Here is a 22,043-nt window from a genome sequence, read left to right as displayed (position 1 = left end):
TTGCCACAGACCCGAGGGATGCAGCCATGGCGCTTCACGTCGTTAATGCCGGTGAAAATGCATGCCCGGAAGCGTGGGCCGCGGCGAAACGCCTGCCGGACCGCGGCCCGCTGGTGGTCATGGTCCATGGCTACCGATTCTCTCCCTCGGATCCCGACCACGATCCGCACCGGCACATCCTTTCACTGACCCCCGCACCCGGGCTGCGACGTGCGGTTTCATGGCCCGCAGAGCTGGGCTTCACGCAACAGGGGGACGAAGGCCTCGCGATCGCCTATGGCTGGGAAGCCCGGGGCCATCTGCGTGGCGCCTATGCGCGGGCGGCCGAGGCGGGCGCGGAACTGGCCCTGCTCATCGATCGCCTCGCGATCACCTCCCGGCGCCCCGTCGCGGTTATCGGACACTCACTTGGGGCGCGCGTGGCGCTCTCGGCCCTCGCCCGGGTCGCGCCGGGTGCGATCGGACGTGTCGTGCTGCTTGCGGGCGCAGAGTTTCGTGACTGCGCCGAACAGGTGGTGTCCAGCCCCGCCGGGATGCTGGCCGAGATCATCAATGTGACAACCCGCGAAAACGATCCATATGACTTCGGGATCGAGTTGCTGCTGCGCGGCGGTCGTGTGGGGACGGTGGGACTGGGACTGAGCCACCGGCAGGACAACTGGATCGATCTGCAGATCGACCAGCCGGGCGTGCTGGACGGGCTGCGCGCGCTCGGGTTTCCGGTATCGGCGCCGGGATCGCGGACCTGTCACTGGTCACCCTATCTCCGGACCGGCATGTTCGATCTGTATCGTGCGGCACTGTGCCAGCCCTGGTCACTGCCCTTGCCGCTGCTGGCCCGCCATCTTCCCGATCGCCAGGCGCGGCGCTGGTCACGTCTGTTCAGCCTGCGGGCGTCTCAGTCGGTGTCCCTCGGCAGGGCGTGACGCGCAAACAGCCGCCCGTTCAGGATGAAGAACAGGAACGTGGCGAGCGGCAGGCCAAAGGTCTTGAAGTTCACCCAGGTCTGATCCGTCAGCATCAGCCCCATGAAGCCACCGGGATCGGTGCCACGGCGCAGCACCTCGTTGGCCGCTGCCATGGCAATGAAGAACCAGACCAGTCGGATGGTCAGCACCCGCCAGCCCGCATGGGTCAGGGGCAAGGCCTCACCCAGCACAAGCTCCAGCCAGTTCCGCCGCAGTGCCAGGCCCAGCGCCAGCAGACCCGCGAACAGGGCATAGATCATCGTCGGCTTCATCTTGAAGAACCGCGGATCGTTCAGCCACACGGTCAGTCCACCGAACACGACGACCAGGACCAGGGTCATCAACTGCATGGCCGACAGCCGCCCGGTCAGCGCCCACAGCGCGAGGGTGCAGCCGATCAGGACAGGCAGAAAGATCAGCGTGGCGCCGACCATGCCGCCATACTCTGTCCCCGCAAAGCTGACCGTGCGGGACTTCAGCCACATGAACGCCACGAAAAAGACCACCAGAGGGGTGTATTCCAGCAGCGGCTTCACCCAGGGCTTTGTCTTGACCATGTCACTTCCTCTGCAGCGCTATCCAGGTCCCAGTCTGACCGACGGTTCTTCGCGCGTGATGCCGCCGACGGCAAGGGCGCGCGTCGGCCATCCTTGCGGCACGCCTGAGACGAGCAGTCTTGGCGGGGGACTGGCTTGCGGCTCAGTCCAGCCGAACCGCCGCGAGGATCGGACCAGGCAAGTGCTCGTGATCAGGGATGATCTGCTGCACAAGGATCACATGCCGTGTGTCCGCGGGAAAGCCGCCCTGATCGTCCTGCCCGGGTGACACCGTCAGGCGCAGCGGTGCGCGCGCGTCCCACCGGGTCAGTTCGCTGCTGTCGAGAACGATGTTGCTGTAGCTGATCGTCTCGCCCCGGTTCTCGCCCGCGGTGATCGTCACTTCCCTCTCGGGCGCATAGCGCAGCAGCAGCAGCCGCACGCCGTCGGGAATCGCCGCGCGCGGGGTCAGCTGGATGACGTGGCGCGGCCCCTCTGCGACCGCAGTCATGATGATCGGCGCCGGGCGGCTGCGATGATCCTCCAGCAGCGCCATGACGTTCGCCGGCCGAACGGTGATAAGCGTGTCCTGCCCGTCGACGATGATCTGCGGGGTGTAGACGCCGCGTTCGCCGACAACGGCCGCGTACCCCTCCTGCCGCTCGGTATGGGCGGGCCGGGCGAAGGGATCGGCCCATCCCAGATAGTCCCAGTAGTCCACATGCCACGCCAGCGGCAGAACGTCCGGCCGGCGGGCAAGCTCGCCCATCAGCCGGTCGGCGGGAGGACAGGACGAACAACCCTGCGCCGTGAACAATTCGACCACAACCGGTGACACGCGGACGCCGGGGTCCGTTCCGGGCGCGGGGGAAATGGCACTGGAACCAGGCACGAGGTTCCCCCACTGCTCGTCAGGGTTGACGGCGTGCGACAGGTCACCCTCGACCAGGGCCATGGCGCCAAGTGCTTCACCCGGCACCAAGGCGGCCCCGTCCGGCGCCTCGATCACCCGTGCCACCTCGGCTCCCACGTCCGCCACGGCTGCGGCGGCCGTCGCAGAGACGTCCGGCGCCCCATTGGCCGGAACCTGGGCGGACGCCGGCGCGAGGAGCGACAGCGCCACAATGGCGGCCGCCCCCTGCCTTCCCAACCGTCGCGTTACCCCCATGCTCCGGGACGGGACGCCAGAGTGGCGCGGCCGCCGAGTCGGGGCCGACAGGTCCGAGCGGACAAGCTGATGCAAAGTCATGAGACCGGACCTAGGGGTTTACGGGCCAACCGCAAATCAAGGCTTCGTTAACCTTTTGTCCCGCGCAGCATATCGCCGGCGCTGACGACCGGCTTGAACTCGCCGCAGCCGTGCAGTATACCATCGCATACATTGCTGCGCCTTGCACGAAAGCCCGTTTCGAGGCAAGCCGGGCATGCACCCAGACCGATCCAGCCGCCACCGCCAGAAGGGGACCGACCGCCATGTCCATCGTTACCGGAACCGATACCGCCAAGACCCGTCGCGATCTGACCGCGGGCGGACAGGCGGTCGCCTATTATTCGATCGATGCTGCAACCGACGCGGGCCTGGGCGATTTCTCTCGCTTGCCTGCGGCGCTGCGCGTCCTGCTGGAAAACATGCTGCGCTTCGAGGATGGCGGCAAGACCGTCAGCATCGACGACATCAAGGCTTTCGCGCAGTGGGCGCAGGATGGCGGGCGCAGCGCGCGCGAAATCGCCTATCGCCCGGCCCGCGTCCTGATGCAGGATTTCACGGGCGTCCCCGCGGTGGTTGACTTGGCCGCGATGCGCGACGGGATCAAGGCGCTCGGTGGCGATCCGCAACAGATCAACCCGCTGAATCCGGTCGATCTGGTGATCGACCATTCGGTGATGGTGGACGAATTCGGCACCCCCCGCGCGTTCCAGGTGAACGTGGAACGTGAATACGAACGGAACATGGAACGGTACCAGTTCCTGAAATGGGGTCAGAAGGCGTTCAAGAACTTCCGCGTGGTCCCCCCCGGAACGGGGATCTGCCACCAGGTGAACCTGGAATATCTCGCCCAGACCGTCTGGACCGACACCGACCAGACCGGGGCGACGGTCGCCTATCCGGACACGCTGGTCGGCACCGACAGCCACACGACGATGGTCAACGGCCTGGCGGTGCTTGGCTGGGGCGTGGGTGGGATCGAGGCCGAGGCGGCGATGCTGGGCCAGCCGGTCTCGATGCTGATCCCGGAGGTCGTTGGCTTCAAGGTCACGGGCGCGCTCCGCGAAGGCGTGACCGCGACCGATCTGGTGCTGAAGGTGGTCAAGATGCTGCGCGACCACAAGGTGGTCGGCAAGTTCGTCGAGTTCTATGGCGACGGGCTGGACGTGATGACGCTGCCCGACCGCGCAACCATTGCCAACATGGCCCCGGAGTACGGCGCCACCTGCGGGTTCTTCCCGGTCGACGAGGAAACCCTGCGCTACCTGCGCCAGACCGGCCGCGACGAAGACCGGATCAAGCTGGTCGAGGCCTATGCGCGGGCGAATGGCCTGTGGCGCGACGCCTCCTATGAGCCGGTCTACACCTCGACGCTGCACCTGGAGCTTGGCGACGTCGTCCCCGCCATCTCCGGTCCCAAGCGGCCGCAGGACCATGTGGCCTTGGATGTTGCCGCGCAGACCTTCAAGGACTACATCAAGGGGCTGCGGCCGGCGCCGTCCGCCCCCAGCGACGAGAAATACAACATGACCGAAGAAGGCGGTGCGCCGGCCCCGTCGAGTTCCGAAATTCCGGGCGAGGAGCGGAGCGGACATGACGTCGCGAACCAGCCCGCCGGGGCAGAGCAGTTCCGCCTGCATGACGGCTCCATCGTGATCGCCGCGATCACCTCCTGCACCAACACCTCCAACCCGCACGTGCTCATGGCGGCAGGTCTCGTCGCCAAGAAGGCGAACGAACTGGGGCTGACGCGCAAGCCGTGGGTCAAGACCTCGCTGGCGCCGGGCTCACAGGTCGTCGAGGAATACCTGAAGGCCGCCGGCCTGCAGGAACATCTGAACGCCCTCGGCTTCGACCTGGTCGGGTTCGGCTGCACCACGTGCATCGGGAACTCGGGCCCGCTCGACCCGGAGATCTCGAAGACGATCAACGACAACGATCTGGTCGCGGTGTCGGTCCTGTCGGGGAACCGGAACTTCGAGGGGCGGATTTCGCCGGACGTCCGGGCCAACTACCTGGCCTCGCCGCCGCTGGTCGTGGCCTATGCGATCGCGGGCGACATGAACATCGACATCACCCGCGAGCCCCTGGCGACTGACAAGGACGGCAAGCCCGTCTATCTGAAGGACATCTGGCCGACCACGGCCGAGGTGTCGCAACTGGTCAGCGACGTCGTGACCCGCGAGATGTTCCAGTCCAAGTATGCCGACGTGTTCAAGGGCGACGAACGCTGGCAGGCGGTCGAGACCCCGGACAGCGAGACCTATGACTGGCCGGCCTCGTCGACCTACATCCAGAACCCGCCCTATTTCCAGGGCATGTCGCGCGAGCCCGGGCAGATCCACGACGTCGAGGGCGCGCGGATCCTGGCAGTGCTGGGTGACATGATCACCACCGACCACATCAGCCCGGCCGGGTCGTTCAAGCCGACCACCCCGGCCGGCCGTTACCTGACCGATCGCCAGGTCGCCCCGGCCCAGTTCAACAGCTACGGGTCCCGGCGCGGCAACCACGAGGTCATGATGCGCGGCACTTTCGCCAACATCCGCATCAAGAACGAGATGCTGGACGGCGTTGAGGGCGGCTACACGAAGGGGCCCGACGGGCAGGACGTGTCGATCTATGACGCGGCCATGGCCTGGAAGGAACGCGGCGTTCCGCTGGTCGTGATCGGGGGTGTCGAATACGGCGCCGGGTCCAGCCGCGACTGGGCCGCCAAGGGCACCAACCTGCTGGGCGTCAAGGCGGTGATCGCCGAGTCCTTCGAACGCATCCACCGCTCGAACCTGGTCGGCATGGGGGTGATTCCGCTGGAGTTCACCGGCGGTGATACCCGCCGGACCCTGAACCTGACCGGCGACGAGGTGATCTCGATCACCGGACTGCAGGGCGGCTTCCGTCCGCTGGCCACGGTGCCGGCCACCATCCGCTACGCCGACGGGACGGAAAGGACGATCCAGCTGAAGCTGCGCGTCGATACCGAGGTCGAGATCGAATATCTGCAGAATGGCGGCGTGCTGCACTACGTCCTGCGCAACCTCGCCCAGTCCTGAGCTCGCCATCGAGCAACCAGTGGAGGCCGTCCAGCATCGCTGCGCGGCCTTCGTGATTTCAATGCCGGGCCGCCGCCCTTTCCAAACGCCGGGCGCCGGCCTACCTAGGCCACGCACGGCAGACGAGGGCGCGGATGATCCATGAGACTGGCAGGCAGTGGCAGGACGCGCCGGCACGGCGAGTCATGCTTTTCGGGATGTCGGGGCTGGGCAAGACCCACGTCGCCTCGATGCTGCGCCAGTCGGGACAGTGGTTCCACTACAGCGTCGATTACCGGATCGGCACCCGCTACATGGGCGAGCTGATCGCCGACGAGTTCAAGCGCCACGCGATGCAAGTCCCCCTGCTACGCGAGCTGCTACTGTCGGATTCTGTGCGGATCAAGTCGAACATTACCTTCGACAACCTTGCGCCGCTGTCGACCTATCTGGGCAAGCCCGGCGACCCCGAACTGGGCGGCCTCAGGTTCGAGGAATATCTGCAGCGCCAGAACCAGCACCGTGCCGCCGAGGTCGCCGCGATGATGGACAGCGCCCAGTTCATCGACCGCGCGACGTCGATCTATGGCTATCCGCATTTCGTGTGCGACACGTCCGGGTCGATCTGCGAGGTGGTCGATCCCGATGATCCCGACGATCCGGTGCTGAACGCGCTGGATCGTCTGCTGCTGCCGGTCTGGATCCGTGGCAGCGACGCGCACACCGCCGAACTGGTGCGCCGGTTCGACCGGGCGCCCAAGCCGATGTACTATCAGCGCGAGTTCCTGCAGAACGCCTGGGCCGAGTACCGTCAGGACCACGCCGATCCGGTCGATCCCGACGACTTCATCCGCTGGGCCTATGCCCGGGCGCTGGCCCACCGGCAGCCCCGTTACGAAGCGATGGCACGCCGTGGCGTCACGGTCTGCGCCGACGAGATCGCAGCCGTTGCCTCGCCCGAGGATTTCGTCGATCTCATTGCCGACGCGATCGATCGCAAGACGCAAGGACACCGCTGATGCCCATCACCCTGCCCGAGGATCTGCCCGCATTCGACATCCTGTCCCGCGAAGGCGTGATGGTCATGTCGCCGGGACGGGCGGCCACCCAGGACATCCGGCCGCTGCGGATCGCGCTGCTGAACCTGATGCCCAAGAAGATCCAGACGGAAAACCAGTTCGCCCGTCTGATCGGTGCGACGCCGCTGCAGATCGACCTGTCGCTGATCCGCATGTCGGACCACGAATCGAAGAACACGGCCGCCGATCACATGGCGTCGTTCTATCGACCCTTCGCCGAGGTGCAGGCCGCGGGCGACCGGTTCGACGGTCTGATCGTCACGGGCGCCCCGATCGAGCAGCTGCCCTTCGAACAGGTCACCTACTGGGACGAGTTGCGCCGGCTGTTCGACTGGTCCCGCACCCACGTCCATTCCACCTTTGGCGTGTGCTGGGGCGGCATGGCGATGGCCTGGCATTTTCATGGCCTGCCAAAGCACCTGCTGGAAGAGAAGGCGTTCGGCTGTTTCCGCCACCGGAACCTGGCCCCGGCGTCGCCCTATCTGCGCGGGTTTTCCGATGACGTGCTGGTTCCCGTCAGCCGGTGGACCGAGATCCGGCAGGAGGACATCGACGCGCGGCCCGCGCTGGAGACGCTGCTCGCCTCGGACGAGGTCGGCCCGTGCCTGCTTGAAGATCGTGCCCAGCGTTCCCTGTATATCGTGAACCATCTGGAATATGACAGCGGCACGCTGAAGGAAGAGTTCGACCGCGATGTGGCGGCGGGCAAGCCGATCCGGGTTCCGGTAAACTATTACCCTGACGACGATCCGTCCCGGACGCCCATGAACCGGTGGCGCAGCCATGCACATCTGCTCTATGGCAACTGGATCAACGAGATCTACCAGACCACGCCGTTCGACCTGCGCGACATCGGAAACGCCTGATCCCCGGGTCGTGGGTGATGGTGCTTGCACCGTGTCGGACTACAGGCGGCAAGCCAGCACGAGGATTCCATGTCCAGCCCCACCGCCCCGCTGCGCCCCTTCGCAGACGCACCCATCACCGCCTATCTGCAGACCGGCGCGCCGGAATGGGTGCGCGCGCGGATCGCGACGGCCACGAAGAACGAGATACTGGACGAGGGCTATCCCTACCGGCACGAGTTGGAGAAAGACGCCTATCAGCGTCACATGCACGCGCTGCAGGTCGAACTGGTCAAGATGCTGCACGACGTGATCCAGACGGGCAAGCGCGTGGTGGTCCTGTTCGAAGGGCGTGACGCAGCCGGCAAGGGCGGCACCATCGACGTGATGCGCGAAAATCTGAACCCCCGGTCGGCCTATGTCGTCGCTCTTCCCAAACCGACCGAGCGCGAGAGCGGCCAATGGTATTTCCAGCGCTATGTGGCCATGTTGCCCGCCGCCGGTGAAATCGCGCTGTTCGATCGTAGCTGGTACAATCGCGGCGTCGTCGAGAAGGTTTTCGGGTTCGCCGACGACACGGCCCGCCGCCACTTCTTCTGCCAGCTGCCTGATTTCGAAACCATGCTCGTCGAAGACGGGATCATCCTGGTCAAGCTGTGGCTGAATGTCGGGCGCGCCGAACAGCTGCAGCGTTTCCTGGATCGTGAGCAGGATCCGCTGAAGTACTGGAAGCTCAGCCGGATCGATGTCGAGGGTCTGGCCAAGTGGGACGATTACACCGCCGCGATCCGCGAGACCCTGTCGCTGTCGCACACGCCCGTGGCACCCTGGACGGTCATCCGGTCGGACGACAAGAGGCGCGCGCGGATTGCCGCCATCCAGTCCGTCCTGCAGGCGGTAGACTATGCCGGTCGGGACCAGTCGGTCATCGGAGTGCCCGACCCGCGCATCGCCGGTGGCCCGGACATGCTGTCAAGCTGACCATCAATACGTGGAAAAGCTGATCCCGACGAAGGTCTCGTCCTCAACGAACTTGTGGCCGAGCCGCACCGAGAACCGGCTGCCGGGCAGCTTGGCGGAGAGCATTGCAGCGGGAGTGGTCTCCCCGTCCTCTTCCCGGTAGATCGAAATCTGCCCCCCGAGACCGCTTGCGAGATGGGTCAGGCCCATTACCCCCAGACGTGCCCGGTCGATGGTCGAGTAATCGGCCATCAGGAACAGCCCGAACGACTCATAGCTTTTCCAGCGGTCCACGGACAGGCGCAGACCCGCGCGTCCGGCGACACAGTCCCGATCATCCGCGCCGCACCAGGAGAGGTCGTGTTCATCAGCCTCCCACGCCCCGATCTGTTCGGCGCGCAACACGGGACCGGCTCGCAGCTTCCACGGCGCCTCATCGGGGCCAGCCTGCCAGGTCCGCAGCAGCGACAGGGTGAGCCAGGCCTCATCGTCATCGTCGCCGATCACGAGGCCATAGACCTGCCTGCCCTGCTCGACATTGGTGACCAGCAGCATCCCCTGGTCGGACAGGTCGAATTGCGTCCAGATCCCGTCCGCAGCCGACAGGGGTCCGGACAGCGCCAGCGTGCACCCCAGTGCAGGCAGAAATCCTCGGATCATCGCCCCTCGCTTTCCGCGCCGATGATGCCTTGTCCGGGTTGCGGAATGGTTAACGCGGCCGACGCGGCAAGATCGAGCGCGCGAAATGGAACGGACCGAATCTGCTTAGGACACCCGCGGCGAATCCGGGTTGATTGGCGGATCATCGTCTGGCCTCCGGCCATCTGGCGGTCGGGGAGCCGGCTTGTCCGCTGCGGGCGCCCTGCCTAGCATGCGCAGGTGCACGTTTCGCTCCGGAAAGGACGCTTCATGGATCTGTCGACTGCCCGCGCCATCGTGACCGGGGGCGCATCCGGCCTCGGCGCCGCGACCGCGCACCATTTCCGCGAGCGTGGCGCGCAGGTCACCGTCATGGACCTCGACGCGGCCGGCGCCCAGACCGCGGAACGGATCGGCGCGCATTTCGCAGCGACCGACGTCACGGACGAGGCCAGCGTCACGGCGGCCGTAACACTCGCGGTCGAGCGGATGGGTGGCATCGATGTCTGCGTCAGCTGCGCAGGCATTGCCACCGGTGAGAGAACGGTGGGCAAGGACGGTCCCCACCGGCTGGACAGCTTTCGCCGCACCATCGACATCAACCTGATCGGCAGCTTCAACGTGCTGCGGCTCGCCGCCGCGGAGATGGCGAAGAACGACCGCGCCCAGAATGGGGTGATCGTGAACACGGCGTCGGTCGCGGCCTTCGAAGGACAGGTGGGACAGGTTGCCTATGCCGCATCAAAGGCGGCAATCGCCGGCATGACGCTGCCGATCGCGCGCGACCTGGCCCGGTCCGGCATCCGCTGCTGCGCCATCGCGCCCGGCACGTTCGGGACCCCGATGCTGCGGGGGCTGCCGCAAGAGGTGCAGGATGCACTGGCCGCCGAGGTCACGTTCCCGCGCCGTCTGGGCGAGCCGGAGGAATTCGCACGGCTCGTCGCGTTCATCGTGGAATCGGACTACCTGAACGGCGAGACGATCCGGCTGGACGGCGCGTTGCGGATGCGCTGAGCCGCGCAGCAGCAGCCCGTCAGACGGTCATCGTGGCCGCAACGGCACGGCGCCAGCGCTCATAGCTGGCGTCCCGAAGCTCTGGCGCCATGCGGGGCGAAAAGCGCCGTTCCAACTGCCAGCGTTGGCCAAAGGTCTCCGGCTCGGGACAGACGCCGCATTGCAGGCCCGCCAGATAGGCGGCGCCAAGCGCCGTCGTCTCGGTGACGGCCGGGCGATCGACGGGCGCGCCGAGGATGTCGGCCAGAAACTGCATGGTCCAGTCGCTGGTCGCCATGCCGCCGTCCACGCGCAACACGTCCGCCGGCGTAGAGGACGAATGCCGTTCATCGCGGTCGGTCGCTTCGCTGGGACGTGTCCAGTCGGACCGCATCGCTTCCAGCAGGTCGCGCGTCTGAAACCCCACGCTCTGCAGCGCAGCACGCGCTAGTTCCGCGGGACCGGTGTTCCGCGTGATGCCAAAGATCGCCCCGCGGCTTTCCGGGTGCCAGTAGGGTGCGCCGAGCCCGGTGAAGGCTGGCACCAGCACCACGTCCTGTGACGGCTCCGCCGACTCGGCCAGCGGCTGGGTCTGCCGCGCATCGCGGATCAGGCCCAGCCCGTCGCGCAGCCACTGCACCACGGCACCTGCGACAAAGATCGACCCTTCCAGCGCGTAAGTGGGTCTGCCGTTCAACCGATAGGCCACGGTCGTCAGCAGCCGGTTTTGCGACCGCACCGCCACCTCGCCGGTGTTCAGCAGCGCGAAGCAGCCCGTCCCATAGGTCGACTTCAGCATGCCGGGAGTGAAGCAGGCCTGGCCGACCGTGGCCGCCTGCTGGTCACCTGCCACCCCGCAGATCGGAATCTCGCGGCCGAACAGGTCGGCCCGCGACTGTCCGAAATCATCGGCGCAGTCGCGCAGCTCGGGCAGCATCGAAGCCGGGACGCCGAACAGCTCGCACAGCTCGTCCGACCAGGTGCCCGCATGAATGTCGAAAAGCAGCGTTCGGGACGCATTCGTTGCATCCGTCACGTGCGACCGTCCACCCGTCAACTTCCAGATCAGCCAGCTGTCAATCGTGCCGAACAGCAGATCGCCGCGCCGCGCCGCGTCACGGGCACCGTCGACATGATCCAGCAGCCAAGCGATCTTGGTGGCGCTGAAATAGGGGTCCAGCAGCAAGCCCGTCAGATCTGTGATGCGGTCCTCGTGGCCCTGCTCTCGCAGGTGCCGGCAGTGTTCGGCGGTGCGGCGGTCCTGCCAGACGATGGCATTGTGGATCGGTCGGCCGCTGTGGCGATCCCAGATGACCGTCGTTTCGCGCTGGTTCGTGATTCCGATCGACGCAATCGGGGGGTTGCCGGCGCGCTCGACCGCCGCCCGCGCGACCGCCGCCGCCGACGCCCAGATCTCGTCCGCGTCGTGTTCGACCCATCCCGAACGGGGAAAATGCTGGTCGAATTCCTGCTGGGCGACGGCCTGCACCTGCAGGTCGTCCGAAAAGACTAGCGCCCGGGATGATGTGGTGCCCTGATCGATGGCAAGGATCGGCATGGGTCCTCCGTCTGTTCCTCAGGCGGCAGCCTGACGCGCGGCCATGTAGGCGGCCAACCTTCGGGCCTGTTCTTCAGACAGACGCAGGCCCAGCTTGCTGCGCCGCCACAGCACATCGTCTGCCGTGCGGGCGAACTCATGTGCAATCAGCCAGTCCACCTCGGCCCCCGTCAAGGTCGCACCGAAATCCGCCCCGAGGCTGTCCGGCGTGGCGGCCGATCCAAGCAGGCGCCGGGCATCCGTGCCATAGGACCGGACCAGACGGCGTGCCCAGGCTCCGGTGAGGAACGGGTACTCCGCGAGCAGCGACGCGGCCAGACCGGCTGCACCCTCGACCGGAAAGTCGCCACCGGGCAACGCAGCGTGGGCCGTCCATGGCTGCCCCATACCGCCCAGATGCGGCTGCAGCCGCTCCAGGGCCGCCTCTGCCAGACGGCGATAGGTCGTGATCTTGCCACCGAAGACGCTGAGGCACGCGGCCCCTGCCCCGCCCGCGGGCTGGTCGAGCGACAGCACATAGTCGCGCGTCGCCGCCGTGGCGGAGTCCGCCCCGTCGTCGTAGAGCGATCGCACCCCCGAATAGGTCCAGACGATCTGGTCCGGCGTCACCCGCTGGCGGAAATACGTGGACGCGAACCGGCACAAATAGTCTGCCTCTTCGGGCGTACAGATCGGTGGCGTTCCGGGGTCGGGGTGATCACAATCGGTCGTGCCGATCAGGGTGAAGTCGACCTCGTACGGGATCGCAAAGATGATCCGACCGTCCTGCCCTTGCAGGAAGTAGGCCTTCGGATGGTCATAGAGCCGGGGCACCACGATGTGGCTGCCGCGGACCAGACGCACGCTCTCGCCGGTGTTCAGGTGGGCCACATCGCGGACCACCTGCCCGACCCAGGGGCCCGCCGCGTTGACGAGCACGCGCGCGGTGAAGTTCCGACCGTCGGCCAGCGCGATCGCCCAGCCGGAACCCGACCTTTCGGCGCGGGTCACCCGCGCGCCGACCAGGATGTCGGCGCCCCGTTCGGCGGCATCCCGGGCATTCAGCGCCACCAGCCGGGCGTCGTCGATCCAGCAGTCGCTGTACTCGTAGGCTGTGGAAAACCGGTCCTGCAGCGGTGCGCCCTCGACCGCCCGGCGCAGGTCCAGCCGCCGGGTCCCAGGCAGGATCCCCCGGCCGCCCAGGTTGTCATAGAGAAACAGCCCCGCCCGGATCAGTGCTGCCGGACGCCGCCCCCGCGACCACGGCAGAACGCGGCCGAGCAGCCGCGAGACCGGGGTGTCGCTGTCGAACCGCATCTTCGGGTCCAGCGGCAGGACAAAGCGCATGGGCCAGCTGATATGCGGCATCGCGCGCAGCAGCACCTCGCGTTCGTGCAGCGCCTCGCGGACCAGCCGCAGTTCCAGATATTCCAGATAGCGCAGGCCGCCGTGGAACAGCTTGGTCGAGGCTGACGAGGTTCCCTGCCCCAGGTCCCCCTGCTCGGCCAGCCGGACCGTCAGGCCGCGCCCCGCGGCGTCCCGGGCGACACCGCACCCGTTGATCCCGCCACCAATGACAAACAGGTCCGTTTGCGTCGTCATCGCCGTATCAGCCCGTGCGCCGCAAAGACGGGCGAGCCGGGCGCGCCATCTTGCGCGGAAAGCGCCGCGGCCGCATCAGCCCGGAATGGCACGGCCGGTGGCCGGATCGAACCGTCGCAGCGCCGACGCGGGAATGGACAGGCGCAGGCTCTCGCCGATTTCCGTCTCGGCCGGGAAAACAAGGGTGGCCGGCTCGCCGTTGATACGGCCGTGGATCAGTCGCTGTGCCCCCAACTCCTCGACCGCGAGAACATCCAACGTGATCTCCCCGGCGGGGTCGATCACCGCGTCTTCGGGACGAAACCCGATGATCGTCGCCGCAGGGCCGAGCCCCGGCAGGGCGGCAGCGGGTAGAAGGTTCATCGGCGGCGCACCCATGAATCCCGCAACGAAGGTGGAGGCGGGGTTGCGATACACTTGCAAGGGCGTGCCGATCTGTTCCACGCGGCCGCCGTTCAGAACCACCAGGCGGTCGGCAAGAGTCATTGCCTCCACCTGATCATGGGTCACATACAACGCCGTGGTGCCCAGCCGGCGCTGCAACAGCCTGATTTCCAGTCGCATGGACGCGCGCAGCTTGGCGTCCAGGTTTGACAGCGGTTCATCGAACAGAAAGGCCGCAGGCTCTCGCACGATGGCACGGCCCATGGCGACGCGTTGCCGCTGCCCCCCCGACAGCGCCCGCGGCCGGCGCTGCAGATACGGCTCCAGCCCCAGCATGCGCGCGCCTTCCTGAACGCGGCGGACGATTTCGGCCTTGGGCGTGCCACGGTTGCGCAGCCCGTAGGCCAGATTGTCGAACACCGACATGTGCGGGTAGAGCGCGTAGTTCTGGAACACCATCGCGATGTCGCGGTCGGCGGGTTCCATGTCGTTCACGATCCGGTCGCCGATGCGGATCGTGCCCTCGCTGACCGTTTCCAGCCCCGCCACCATCCGCAGCAGCGTGGACTTGCCGCAGCCAGACGGTCCGACCAAGACGATAAACTCGCCGTCCTGCACGTCCAGATCGACCCCCGCGACGGCACGGGTGTTGCCCGAATAGACCTTGCCGACCTTGTCGAGGGAAATTCCCGCCACGCTACTTCTCCGTCTCGACGAGGCCGCGGATGAACAGCCGCTGCATCCCCACCACGACCAGAAGCGGCGGCAGGGCCGCCATGATCGCGGTCGCCATCACCAGATGCCACTGGGGCTGCGCGTCGGACACGTCGGCCATCCGCTTGATGCCGGCGACGATGGTGTACATCGACGAGTCGGTGGTGATCAGCAACGGCCACAGATACTGGTTCCAGCCATAGATGAACATGATCACGAACAGTGCCGCGATGTTGGTGCGCGACAGGGGCAGCAGGATGTCGCGGAAGAACTTCATCGGTCCCGCACCATCGATGCGCGCCGCCTCGGTCAGTTCGTCGGGCATCGTCAGGAACACCTGCCGGAACAGGAACGTCGCCGTGGCCGAGGCGATCAGCGGGATCGACAGCCCCGCATAGCTGTTCAGCATGCCCAGATCGGCCACAACCTTGTAGGTGGGCACGATCCGAACCTCCACCGGCAGCATCAGCGTGACGAAGATCGTCCAGAACGCCAGCATCCGGAACGGAAACCGGAAATAGACGACCGCGAACGCGGAGAGGATGGAAATCGAGATCTTGCCGATTGCGATCGCGAGCGCCATCACGAGACTGTTGAGCAGCATCCGGCTGACCGGCGGCATGCCCGAGGTGCTGACCCCGCTCGACAGCATCTGGCCGTAATTCTCGACCAGACGGTCACCGGGCCACAACGGCACCAGCCCGGACATGAAGTCGTTGCCGCCGTGGGTGGAGGCGACGAACGCGATCCACAGCGGCAGCGCGACGATCGCGACGCCCAGCATCAGCACCAGATGCGCGAGCAGGTTCAGAAACGGTCGGTTCTCGACCATCAGTACGCCACCCGCCGTTCGATATAGCGGAACTGCACTACCGTCAGCGCCGTGACGATCAGCATCAGGATGACCGACTGGGCGGCCGAACTGCCGAGATTCTGACCGATGAACCCGTCATACCAGACCTTGTAGACCAGAATGTTCGTGGATTGCGCCGGTCCACCCGAGGTGGTGGCGTGGATCACCCCGAAGCTTTCGAACATCGCGTAGACGATGTTCACCACCATCAGAAAGAAGGTCGTGGGCGACAGCAGCGGCAACGTGATGCTCCAGAATCGCTTGAACGGACCCGCGCCATCGATCGCCGCCGCCTCGGTCAGCGATTGGGGGATGGACTGCAATCCCGCCAGGAAGAACAGGAAGCAATAGCTGATCCGGCTCCAGGCGCCGGCCAGCACGACCAGGATCATCGCGTCGCGCGAGTTCAGAAGGTGGTTCCAGTCATAGCCCAGCCGGTCCAGCACATGCGGCAGGACTCCGACCGTCGGGTTGAAGATGAACCACCACAGGATACCGGCCACCGCAGGCGCGACCGCGTAAGGCCAGACCAGCAGCGTCGTGTACGCACGCTGGCTGCGGACAAGCCGGTCCACGCATGCAGCCAGCACCAGCGCCACGCCCATCGCCAGCACCGTCGTCGAGATGGCAAACACCGCCGTCACCTTCAGCGAGTTCAGGTACTCGGCGCTGCGCCACAGCTCGGAATAGTTGTGCAAGCCTACGAAAGTGGTGCTGAGGCCAAAGGCGTCCTCGCGCAGGAAGCTTTGCCTTATTGCCTGTGCCGCCGGCCAGAGGAAGAAGACCAGCGTGATCGCCAGCTGCGGGGCAAGCAGCACCCACGGCAGCAGTCTGTGCTGGAAAAGCGAGCGCTTCATGGACACCTCGGTGATCGGGGGCCTGCGCCGGCAGGCCCCCGCAGGACAGGCAGGATCAGTTCGACTGTGCCTCGAACTCTTCCAGCAGCTTGTTGCCGCGTTCGACCAGGGCATCCAGCGCCTGCTGGGCGTCCTTGTTGCCGGCCAGCAGCTGCTCGAACTCCTCGTCGATCGCCGTCCGGATCTGGACATAGTTGCCGAACCGCAGCCCGCGGGAGTTGTCCGTCGGCGGGTTCAGCGTCATTTGCTGGATGCTGATCTCGGCGCCGGGGTTTTCGTCATAGAAGCCCTGCGACCGGGTCAGATCCGCCGCCGCCTGGGTGATCGGGAGGTAGCCGGAGAACTGGTGCCAGTCGGCCTGGACCTCGGGGCTGGACAGGTAGCTGAAGAACCGGGCGACGCCCTTGTATTCCTCGGCCGGGCGCCCTTCCATGACCCACAACGTGGCTCCGCCGATGATGCTGTTCTGCGGCGCGCCCTCGACATCGTCGTAATAGGGCATCATGCTGAACCCGACGTCGAAGTCCTTGGCATTGGCGATCACCGCGGCACGGCCGGCCGAGCTGTTCATGTACATCGCGCATTCCTGCGAATAGAACATCGGCGGTGCGTTGTCGCCCGGACCCGGCCCTCCGTACTTGAAGATGCCCTCGTCGGCCCACTTCTTCAGATTGCCCCAGTGCTTGGCCTGCACGGGCCCGTTCAGCGTCAACCGCGCCGACGGCCCGCCGAACCCGTTCTGCTCGGTTCCGATCGGCTGGTTGTGCCACGCGCTGAAGTTTTCCGTGTGGACCCAGCTGATCCAGGCCGAGGTAAAGCCGCAGGATGCGGCGCCCGAGTCCATGATTTTGCGTGAAAATTCCTCGACCTCGGACCAGGTCTTTGGCGGCGTCTCGGGGTCCAGCCCGGCCTTCTCGAACACGTCCTTGTTGTAGTAGAAGATGGGGGTCGAGCTGTTGAACGGCATCGACAGCATGTTGCCTTCGGGATCGGTGTAGTAGCCCACCACCGCCGGCAGATACGCCGCCGGATCGAACGTCTCGCCTTCATCCTGCATCAGCTGGTGAACCGGCCGGATGGCGCCCTTGGCAGCCATCATCGTGCCGGTCCCGACCTCGTAGACCTGGACGATGGCAGGCTGTTCCCTGGCGCGGAACGCGGCGATCGCGGCGGTCATCGTCTCGGCATAGTTGCCCTTGTAGGTGGGCACGACGACGTAATCCGACTGGCTTTCGTTGAAGCCCTGGACGATTTCCTCCAGCTTTCCCCCAAGTTCACCTCCCATCGCGTGCCACCACTGCACCTCGGTGGCCGCAAGGGCAGGTGTGGCGCTGAACGCGAGCAGGGTTGCGGCAGTCTTGAACATGATGGTCCTCCGTGAATGTCGGCACTGACTAGCGGCCCTGTGTGAAGCATCCGTGTCGAGACGGTGACATTCACGCTGCCGGCAAGCCCCCTCCGACCGGCAGAGTGGCCGATCGTGCCTGTTCGTGGCAAGCCCCTGAAAATGCAAGCCCCCGGTCGAGGACGACTAGGCTGCCGTTGCTTGGTCGAGAGCGAAGTCCAGATCGACGGCAAGTCCCTCGGACGTGAAACGTCGGTCAACGGTTCCGTCGAGGTCGCCCTCGACGAGCGTGTCGATGAGTTCGGTCCCGAAACCCTGTCCCGTTCTCGCCTCCGTGGGGGTGTCACCGCGTTCGCGCCACGCGAGGCGAACGCGCTGCTGCCCGTCCTGGTCGTGAAGCGACCATGTGACGCCGATGCTCAGGCCACCCTGGGCCGATGACCCGTATTTCATCGCGTTGGTGGTCAGTTCGTGGATCACCAGCGCCATGGCCTGCGACTGGCGGGCGTTCAGTTGCACCCCGGGGCCCAACACGGATGCGGCACCGTCCGCTCCCTCGCTGATCTGTCCCAGCTCGGCGGTGACAAGCTGCTTTAGATCGGCGAATTGCCCGGCGTTCTGGGTGATCAGATCCTGCGCCTTTCCCATCGCCATCAGCCGCGCGTTCAGCACCGTGAAAAACTCGTCCATGTCGCTGACGTTCCGGCGGGTGAACCGAACAATCGCCTGGAAACGCGCGATGTGGTTCTTGATCCGGTGCCGCATTTCATGGGCCAGCAACTCGCGCTGTTCCGCGACCTCGTTGGCCAGTTCGGCCGACTGCTGCAGCGCATCGACGTGGCGTTGATAAAGCCGCGCGAGCGATGAGCTCGCCAGCGCCAGCAATGCCGCCAAGACCCCGATGATCACCGTCGGCAGATCGTTCGTCGGCTGATCGAAGGCCGGCGTCGCCGCCACCTCCACCCGCCATGTGCGATCCGCGATGGTGATGTCCCGCGTGGTTGCGCGCGAAGGCTGTTTCCCGTCGGCAACGGGCATCTCGTACAGCGGCAGGTCCGGTGCCGATGTGTCGACGGTGCGGACGCGGACGGGCAGATCCTCCAGCCCGCGCAGCGCCGCGCGGTGCAGATCGGTCGCCCTGTAGGGCGCATAGATGAATCCGACGACAGAGCCACCAACCCGGACCGGCGCGTAGATCAGGAAGCCCTGCTGCTTGTCGCTGGTGATTTCCTGCACCAACTGGACCGGGGCGCTGGCGCTCATCCGATTGGTTGCCAGCGCTCTCTCCATCGCAGCGCGACGATGCGCCTCGCTGAACATGTCATAACCCAGCGCCTCGCGGTTCCGTGCATCCTGCGGTTCGAGCAGGACAATCGGGGTGCCCAGTTCGGCAGCAATGGGTGGGAACACGACCACGCCCGGGCCGTAGACGCGGCGCAGTTCGTCGTTCAGCGCCGGGACGTCTTCGGCACGGGTCAGTTGCGCGAATCCCATGCCGTGTACGCCCGCGTACTCGGTCGTCAGGTTCAGACCTTTGACGAACTCGCCGAAATCATCGGTGGAGATGCGCCCGTCGGATGCCTCGAAATAGCTGACGGTGGCACGCAGCAGCGCCGTATGGCTGCTCAGCAGGTCAACGATCTGATAGGCGACCAGATCGGCCATTCGGGCAAACCGGCTGGCGGTTGCACGTTCCCGCAGGTCATGCGCCGTGAAGGTAAAGATCAGCCCAGCAAACGCCACCACGACGAATACCAGAGCAGGGAGATATCTTTGGCGCAATATGTTCATTCAGGTCCGGTCGGCTCATGCCAGCAAGGATTTGCAGGCGCAAGCGGGTGAGCCGCAAGACCCTGATGAGTTTTCTGGAGGTCCGAGCCGAAGCGAAGTCCGGCCGGGGTGGTCGATGCCGCTCCACTGCAGGTCAACGCTATGCACGTGCGCCTCGCGCGGCCAGCTGCCGGCGGCGGCGCGAAGGGCCCTGAGAAGGGCCCTGAAGCGCCTGCCGCAGCACCCGGGTGCTTCATCTCGAGAGCGCCCTTTCTCACGGGTCTGGCGGGTGGCCGCTGCCGTTACCGCGGCCCCCGACATTGCATCGGTCAGAAACTGTAGCCGACCTTCACACCCGCACCGAAGGCGTCGCTGTCACGCATTTCCGCGCGTGCAACGTCAGGTTCGCCGGTCTCGGGACGTGCATCCCCCAGCTTGGTGTAGCTGACCCCGGTCGTGACCTTCCACTTGTCGCGGGTATAGATCGCGGCCAGCGAAACACCCTTGCGCCCGGTGCTCGGAGCCAGCGGTGAGACCAGATCGTCGCCCTCCTTTTCATAGGCGAACGACACCGCCCCGGACCAGTTGTCGGTGAACTGGCGGCCCACCCCGATCACGTAGGTGGTGCTATCTTCAAGATCGACCAGCCCCCCGCCCGTCACCGTGGTGAACCGGACCGGATCGACGCGGAATTCGGACCAGTTCACCCAGCGGATGGACCCGAAAAGCAGGGTGCCCGGCGCGATGCCCGTCTGCCCTTCCAGCGTCCACGACCGCGGGGTCTTCACCGTAGTTTCCGATGCCCCTTCCAGCAGCGGGAGCGGGGGCACGGGGCCCGGTCCGTCCGGATCGATGCCGGGACCGGTCTCGACTGTATCGAAATCATGCTCGACCGGGGAATTGTAGGTCAGGGACACCCGCGCCGCGATCTCGGGGCGTTCCCAGCTGGCGCCGAGCACATAGCCCACGCCCCAGGCGTCATCGAGTTCGACGCTGTAGCCGTCCACCGCGCCATAGGCCGCGCCGCGCAGATCGACTTCGCCGCTGGCACGCGACCCGCGCAGACCACCGTGAACGGCAAACCCGTTGTTCATGCGGTAGCGCACCAGCCCGGTATAGGTGGTTGAATCCACCGTCGCCCCGGTGCCGCCCAGGGACCCCGATCCGTCGGTCATCGACGCGGGATCGAAGGCCGGGTACCGGACGTCGGCGCCGAATGGCTGTTCGACGATCAGCGCCGCCGACAGTTGGTCGCTGAACTGGTGCTTGTAGCCGAATCCGACGAAATTGTAGTCCTTAGCGACCGATCCCGTCGACCGCCCGCCCGGATAGTCGATGAACGGTGTGCGGGGATCGTCCAGCGGCAGGTCCGTGCCGGAAACATCCGGGCTGACCCGCCCGGCCGAGAACTCGACATAGTTGCCCGGCTCGAACAGGATCGAAAGGGATTGCGGGGCGCGTTCTATGCCCCCGGCCAGGACCGGAGCGGCAGTCAGCATCAGGGCTGCCGCACCGCTGAGCGATCGTTTCATTGTCATCCTCCCAAACAGGCCGCTGGTCCGCGGTTGATCGTCGATCTTGGATTTCTCCTGCCATCCCGTCGGTAAACAAAACAACAATTAACAGGACGTGCAAAGCGACCGCCGTGACAACGTGGCGTTGCGGCCACGCTTGGCAGTTCCGCTGCAACACGGCAATGATGGGCCATGACCCGAGAACGCCTGCGCTTCGCCCTGCCCCGCCCCGTTCCCCCCGGCCTGTGGCGACGTGTGCCGCCAGCCGTCTTTTCGCCCATCCTCGGCGCGCTGGGTCTCGCCCTGGCTTGGCTGACAGGGGTGTCGGCGTTCGCGCTCCCCTCGGGGCTGGCCCAGCTGCTGGCGGGCATGGTGGTCGCCGTCGCGGCCTTTGCCCTGCTGGCCTATAAGGTCAAGCTGATCCGCAGACCCGGGGTTCTGGCCGACGATCTGGACGTCCTGCCGGGCCGGGCCGGTCTGGCCGCCGCCGTGCTGTCGATCTATCTGGTCGCGGCGGTGATCGGCGCGATATCCAGCCTGGTCGCAGGTCGGGCCATCCTGATCGCCGGTGTGGCTCTTCACGCCGTCTTGCTGGCGGTTTTGATCCGGGTGTTTCGCAGGGGTCCACCGGAACAACGGCGGGTGACACCTGCCTGGCATCTCAGCTTCACCGGGTTCATCGTCGCGGCGCGGGCGGCGATCATCCTGGGTTGGCCAGCCCTTGCCGCCTGGCTGTTCTGGCCCGCAGCGCTGGCCGCACTGGCAGTCTACGCCGTCAGCCTGCGTCAGGCGCGCACCGCCCGGGTGCCCGCCCCGCTGCGCCCGCTGCTGGCGATCCATCTTGCGCCATTGGCGCTGTTCGGCACCGTCGCGCTGGGTCTCGGCTGGGAAGCAGCCGGGTCGGTACTGGCTTGGGCGGCACTGGCCGTGGTCGTGGTGATCGGTACCGGCGCCCGCTGGCTGCTGGCGGACGGGTTTTCACCCCTGTGGGGGGCGCTGACCTTTCCGCTGGCCGCGACCGCGGGGCTGTGGATGACCTTGTGGCAGATACAGCCGACCGAAGCGCACCGCCTTATCGCCGGCGCGCTGCTGGTCGGCGCGACCCTGATGGTGATCCCGATACTGACGTTGATCCTGCGGGACTGGGCCCGCGGGCGACTGCCGGTCAAGACCAACGCGGCGATCGCCTGAGCCGACCGCACCGCTGG

18 protein-coding genes are annotated in these 22,043 nt (G+C 66.2%); 7 read left to right on the top strand and 11 right to left on the bottom strand.

The features are described 5' to 3' along the window. Positions 1-26 precede the first annotated feature (26 nt). Positions 27-926: a DUF726 domain-containing protein gene (locus tag Q0938_RS04665; RefSeq protein ID WP_299359724.1), complete on the top strand. Its 900-nt coding sequence runs from the start codon at positions 27-29 to the stop codon at positions 924-926. Here the strand turns inward: Q0938_RS04665 and Q0938_RS04660 are convergent. After that, positions 899-1,525 carry an inner membrane-spanning protein YciB gene (locus tag Q0938_RS04660; protein ID WP_299359721.1) on the bottom strand — a complete coding sequence of 209 codons (627 nt, stop codon included), beginning with the start codon at positions 1,523-1,525 and terminating at the stop codon, positions 899-901. The two genes, Q0938_RS04665 and Q0938_RS04660, sit on opposite strands and share 28 nt — an antisense overlap. Positions 1,526-1,667: 142 nt before the next feature. Then, positions 1,668-2,672, bottom strand: a complete 1,005-nt coding sequence (locus Q0938_RS04655; RefSeq protein WP_299359718.1) for a thioredoxin family protein — start codon at positions 2,670-2,672, stop codon at positions 1,668-1,670. A 305-nt stretch (positions 2,673-2,977) separates the two neighbouring features. On the opposite strand from Q0938_RS04655, the gene acnA reads away from it, so the two are divergent. From acnA to ppk2, 4 genes are all read left to right on the top strand, one after another. Next, complete coding sequence (gene acnA / locus Q0938_RS04650) at positions 2,978-5,764, top strand: aconitate hydratase AcnA (protein WP_299359716.1); 2,787 nt, start codon at positions 2,978-2,980, stop codon at positions 5,762-5,764. Positions 5,765-5,898: 134 nt separating this feature from the next. Continuing rightward, positions 5,899-6,762, top strand: coding sequence for an ATPase (locus Q0938_RS04645; RefSeq protein WP_299359714.1), 864 nt, complete (start codon positions 5,899-5,901; stop codon positions 6,760-6,762). After that, complete coding sequence (gene metA, locus Q0938_RS04640; RefSeq protein WP_299359712.1) at positions 6,762-7,688, top strand: homoserine O-succinyltransferase; 927 nt, start codon at positions 6,762-6,764, stop codon at positions 7,686-7,688. The genes Q0938_RS04645 and metA overlap by 1 nt, the downstream gene beginning before the upstream one ends. Positions 7,689-7,757: 69 nt before the next feature. Further along, positions 7,758-8,648 carry a polyphosphate kinase 2 gene (ppk2, locus tag Q0938_RS04635; protein WP_299359709.1) on the top strand — a complete coding sequence of 297 codons (891 nt, stop codon included), beginning with the start codon at positions 7,758-7,760 and terminating at the stop codon, positions 8,646-8,648. 3 nt (positions 8,649-8,651) lie between these two features. Here ppk2 and Q0938_RS04630 read toward each other — a convergent pair whose 3' ends face one another. Beyond that, positions 8,652-9,287, bottom strand: coding sequence for a hypothetical protein (locus Q0938_RS04630; RefSeq protein WP_299359707.1), 636 nt, complete (start codon positions 9,285-9,287; stop codon positions 8,652-8,654). A 249-nt stretch (positions 9,288-9,536) separates the two neighbouring features. On the opposite strand from Q0938_RS04630, the gene Q0938_RS04625 reads away from it, so the two are divergent. Next, the gene (locus Q0938_RS04625; RefSeq protein WP_299359705.1) at positions 9,537-10,280 is read left to right on the top strand and encodes an SDR family oxidoreductase; all 744 of its coding nucleotides are present in this window, start codon (positions 9,537-9,539) and stop codon (positions 10,278-10,280) included. 19 nt (positions 10,281-10,299) lie between these two features. On the opposite strand, the gene glpK is transcribed toward Q0938_RS04625, so the two are convergent. The 8 genes from glpK to Q0938_RS04585 all read right to left on the bottom strand — a co-directional run bounded on the left by glpK (position 10,300) and on the right by Q0938_RS04585 (position 20,853). Next, complete coding sequence (gene glpK / locus Q0938_RS04620; protein WP_299359703.1) at positions 10,300-11,817, bottom strand: glycerol kinase GlpK; 1,518 nt, start codon at positions 11,815-11,817, stop codon at positions 10,300-10,302. A gap of 18 nt (positions 11,818-11,835) precedes the next feature. Next, positions 11,836-13,398: a glycerol-3-phosphate dehydrogenase gene (gene glpD / locus Q0938_RS04615; RefSeq protein ID WP_299359700.1), complete on the bottom strand. Its 1,563-nt coding sequence runs from the start codon at positions 13,396-13,398 to the stop codon at positions 11,836-11,838. A gap of 75 nt (positions 13,399-13,473) precedes the next feature. Further along, positions 13,474-14,478, bottom strand: coding sequence for a sn-glycerol-3-phosphate ABC transporter ATP-binding protein UgpC (gene ugpC / locus Q0938_RS04610; RefSeq protein WP_299359697.1), 1,005 nt, complete (start codon positions 14,476-14,478; stop codon positions 13,474-13,476). Between the two features lies 1 nt (position 14,479). After that, positions 14,480-15,328: a sn-glycerol-3-phosphate ABC transporter permease UgpE gene (ugpE, locus tag Q0938_RS04605; protein ID WP_299359694.1), complete on the bottom strand. Its 849-nt coding sequence runs from the start codon at positions 15,326-15,328 to the stop codon at positions 14,480-14,482. Next, positions 15,328-16,206, bottom strand: a complete 879-nt coding sequence (gene ugpA / locus Q0938_RS04600) for a sn-glycerol-3-phosphate ABC transporter permease UgpA (RefSeq protein ID WP_299359691.1) — start codon at positions 16,204-16,206, stop codon at positions 15,328-15,330. The genes ugpE and ugpA overlap by 1 nt, the downstream gene beginning before the upstream one ends. 55 nt (positions 16,207-16,261) lie before the next feature. Further along, positions 16,262-17,572 (bottom strand): sn-glycerol-3-phosphate ABC transporter substrate-binding protein UgpB, encoded by a 1,311-nt coding sequence (ugpB, locus tag Q0938_RS04595; RefSeq protein WP_299359689.1) that lies wholly within the window; start codon positions 17,570-17,572, stop codon positions 16,262-16,264. 165 nt (positions 17,573-17,737) lie between these two features. Beyond that, positions 17,738-19,342 carry a CHASE domain-containing protein gene (locus tag Q0938_RS04590; RefSeq protein WP_299359686.1) on the bottom strand — a complete coding sequence of 535 codons (1,605 nt, stop codon included), beginning with the start codon at positions 19,340-19,342 and terminating at the stop codon, positions 17,738-17,740. Between the two features lie 308 nt (positions 19,343-19,650). After that, positions 19,651-20,853: an outer membrane protein transport protein gene (locus Q0938_RS04585; RefSeq protein ID WP_299359684.1), complete on the bottom strand. Its 1,203-nt coding sequence runs from the start codon at positions 20,851-20,853 to the stop codon at positions 19,651-19,653. Between the two features lie 174 nt (positions 20,854-21,027). On the opposite strand from Q0938_RS04585, the gene Q0938_RS04580 reads away from it, so the two are divergent. Next, complete coding sequence (locus Q0938_RS04580) at positions 21,028-22,026, top strand: tellurium resistance protein (RefSeq protein ID WP_299359681.1); 999 nt, start codon at positions 21,028-21,030, stop codon at positions 22,024-22,026. Positions 22,027-22,043 lie beyond the last annotated feature (17 nt).

Origin of the sequence: uncultured Paracoccus sp., from assembly GCF_947496875.1 — a bacterium.
GTDB lineage: Bacteria > Pseudomonadota > Alphaproteobacteria > Rhodobacterales > Rhodobacteraceae > Paracoccus.
This window is presented reverse-complemented; position numbering and strand designations above follow the sequence as displayed.

Excerpts from the sequence above, each read along its gene's own strand:
- Q0938_RS04665 (WP_299359724.1), top strand. The coding sequence starts at position 27 with ATGGCGCTTCACGTCGTTAATGCCGGTGAAAATGCATGCCCGGAAGCG.
- glpK (WP_299359703.1), bottom strand. The coding sequence starts at position 11,817 with ATGCCGATCCTTGCCATCGATCAGGGCACCACATCATCCCGGGCGCTA.
- ugpA (WP_299359691.1), bottom strand. The coding sequence starts at position 16,206 with ATGAAGCGCTCGCTTTTCCAGCACAGACTGCTGCCGTGGGTGCTGCTT.
- ugpE (WP_299359694.1), bottom strand. The coding sequence starts at position 15,328 with ATGGTCGAGAACCGACCGTTTCTGAACCTGCTCGCGCATCTGGTGCTG.
- ppk2 (WP_299359709.1), top strand. The coding sequence starts at position 7,758 with ATGTCCAGCCCCACCGCCCCGCTGCGCCCCTTCGCAGACGCACCCATC.
- ugpB (WP_299359689.1), bottom strand. The coding sequence starts at position 17,572 with ATGTTCAAGACTGCCGCAACCCTGCTCGCGTTCAGCGCCACACCTGCC.
- acnA (WP_299359716.1), top strand. The coding sequence starts at position 2,978 with ATGTCCATCGTTACCGGAACCGATACCGCCAAGACCCGTCGCGATCTG.
- Q0938_RS04580 (WP_299359681.1), top strand. The coding sequence starts at position 21,028 with ATGACCCGAGAACGCCTGCGCTTCGCCCTGCCCCGCCCCGTTCCCCCC.
- Q0938_RS04630 (WP_299359707.1), bottom strand. The coding sequence starts at position 9,287 with ATGATCCGAGGATTTCTGCCTGCACTGGGGTGCACGCTGGCGCTGTCC.
- Q0938_RS04660 (WP_299359721.1), bottom strand. The coding sequence starts at position 1,525 with ATGGTCAAGACAAAGCCCTGGGTGAAGCCGCTGCTGGAATACACCCCT.
- Q0938_RS04585 (WP_299359684.1), bottom strand. The coding sequence starts at position 20,853 with ATGAAACGATCGCTCAGCGGTGCGGCAGCCCTGATGCTGACTGCCGCT.
- metA (WP_299359712.1), top strand. The coding sequence starts at position 6,762 with ATGCCCATCACCCTGCCCGAGGATCTGCCCGCATTCGACATCCTGTCC.
- Q0938_RS04655 (WP_299359718.1), bottom strand. The coding sequence starts at position 2,672 with ATGGGGGTAACGCGACGGTTGGGAAGGCAGGGGGCGGCCGCCATTGTG.
- Q0938_RS04625 (WP_299359705.1), top strand. The coding sequence starts at position 9,537 with ATGGATCTGTCGACTGCCCGCGCCATCGTGACCGGGGGCGCATCCGGC.
- Q0938_RS04645 (WP_299359714.1), top strand. The coding sequence starts at position 5,899 with ATGATCCATGAGACTGGCAGGCAGTGGCAGGACGCGCCGGCACGGCGA.
- glpD (WP_299359700.1), bottom strand. The coding sequence starts at position 13,398 with ATGACGACGCAAACGGACCTGTTTGTCATTGGTGGCGGGATCAACGGG.
- Q0938_RS04590 (WP_299359686.1), bottom strand. The coding sequence starts at position 19,342 with ATGAACATATTGCGCCAAAGATATCTCCCTGCTCTGGTATTCGTCGTG.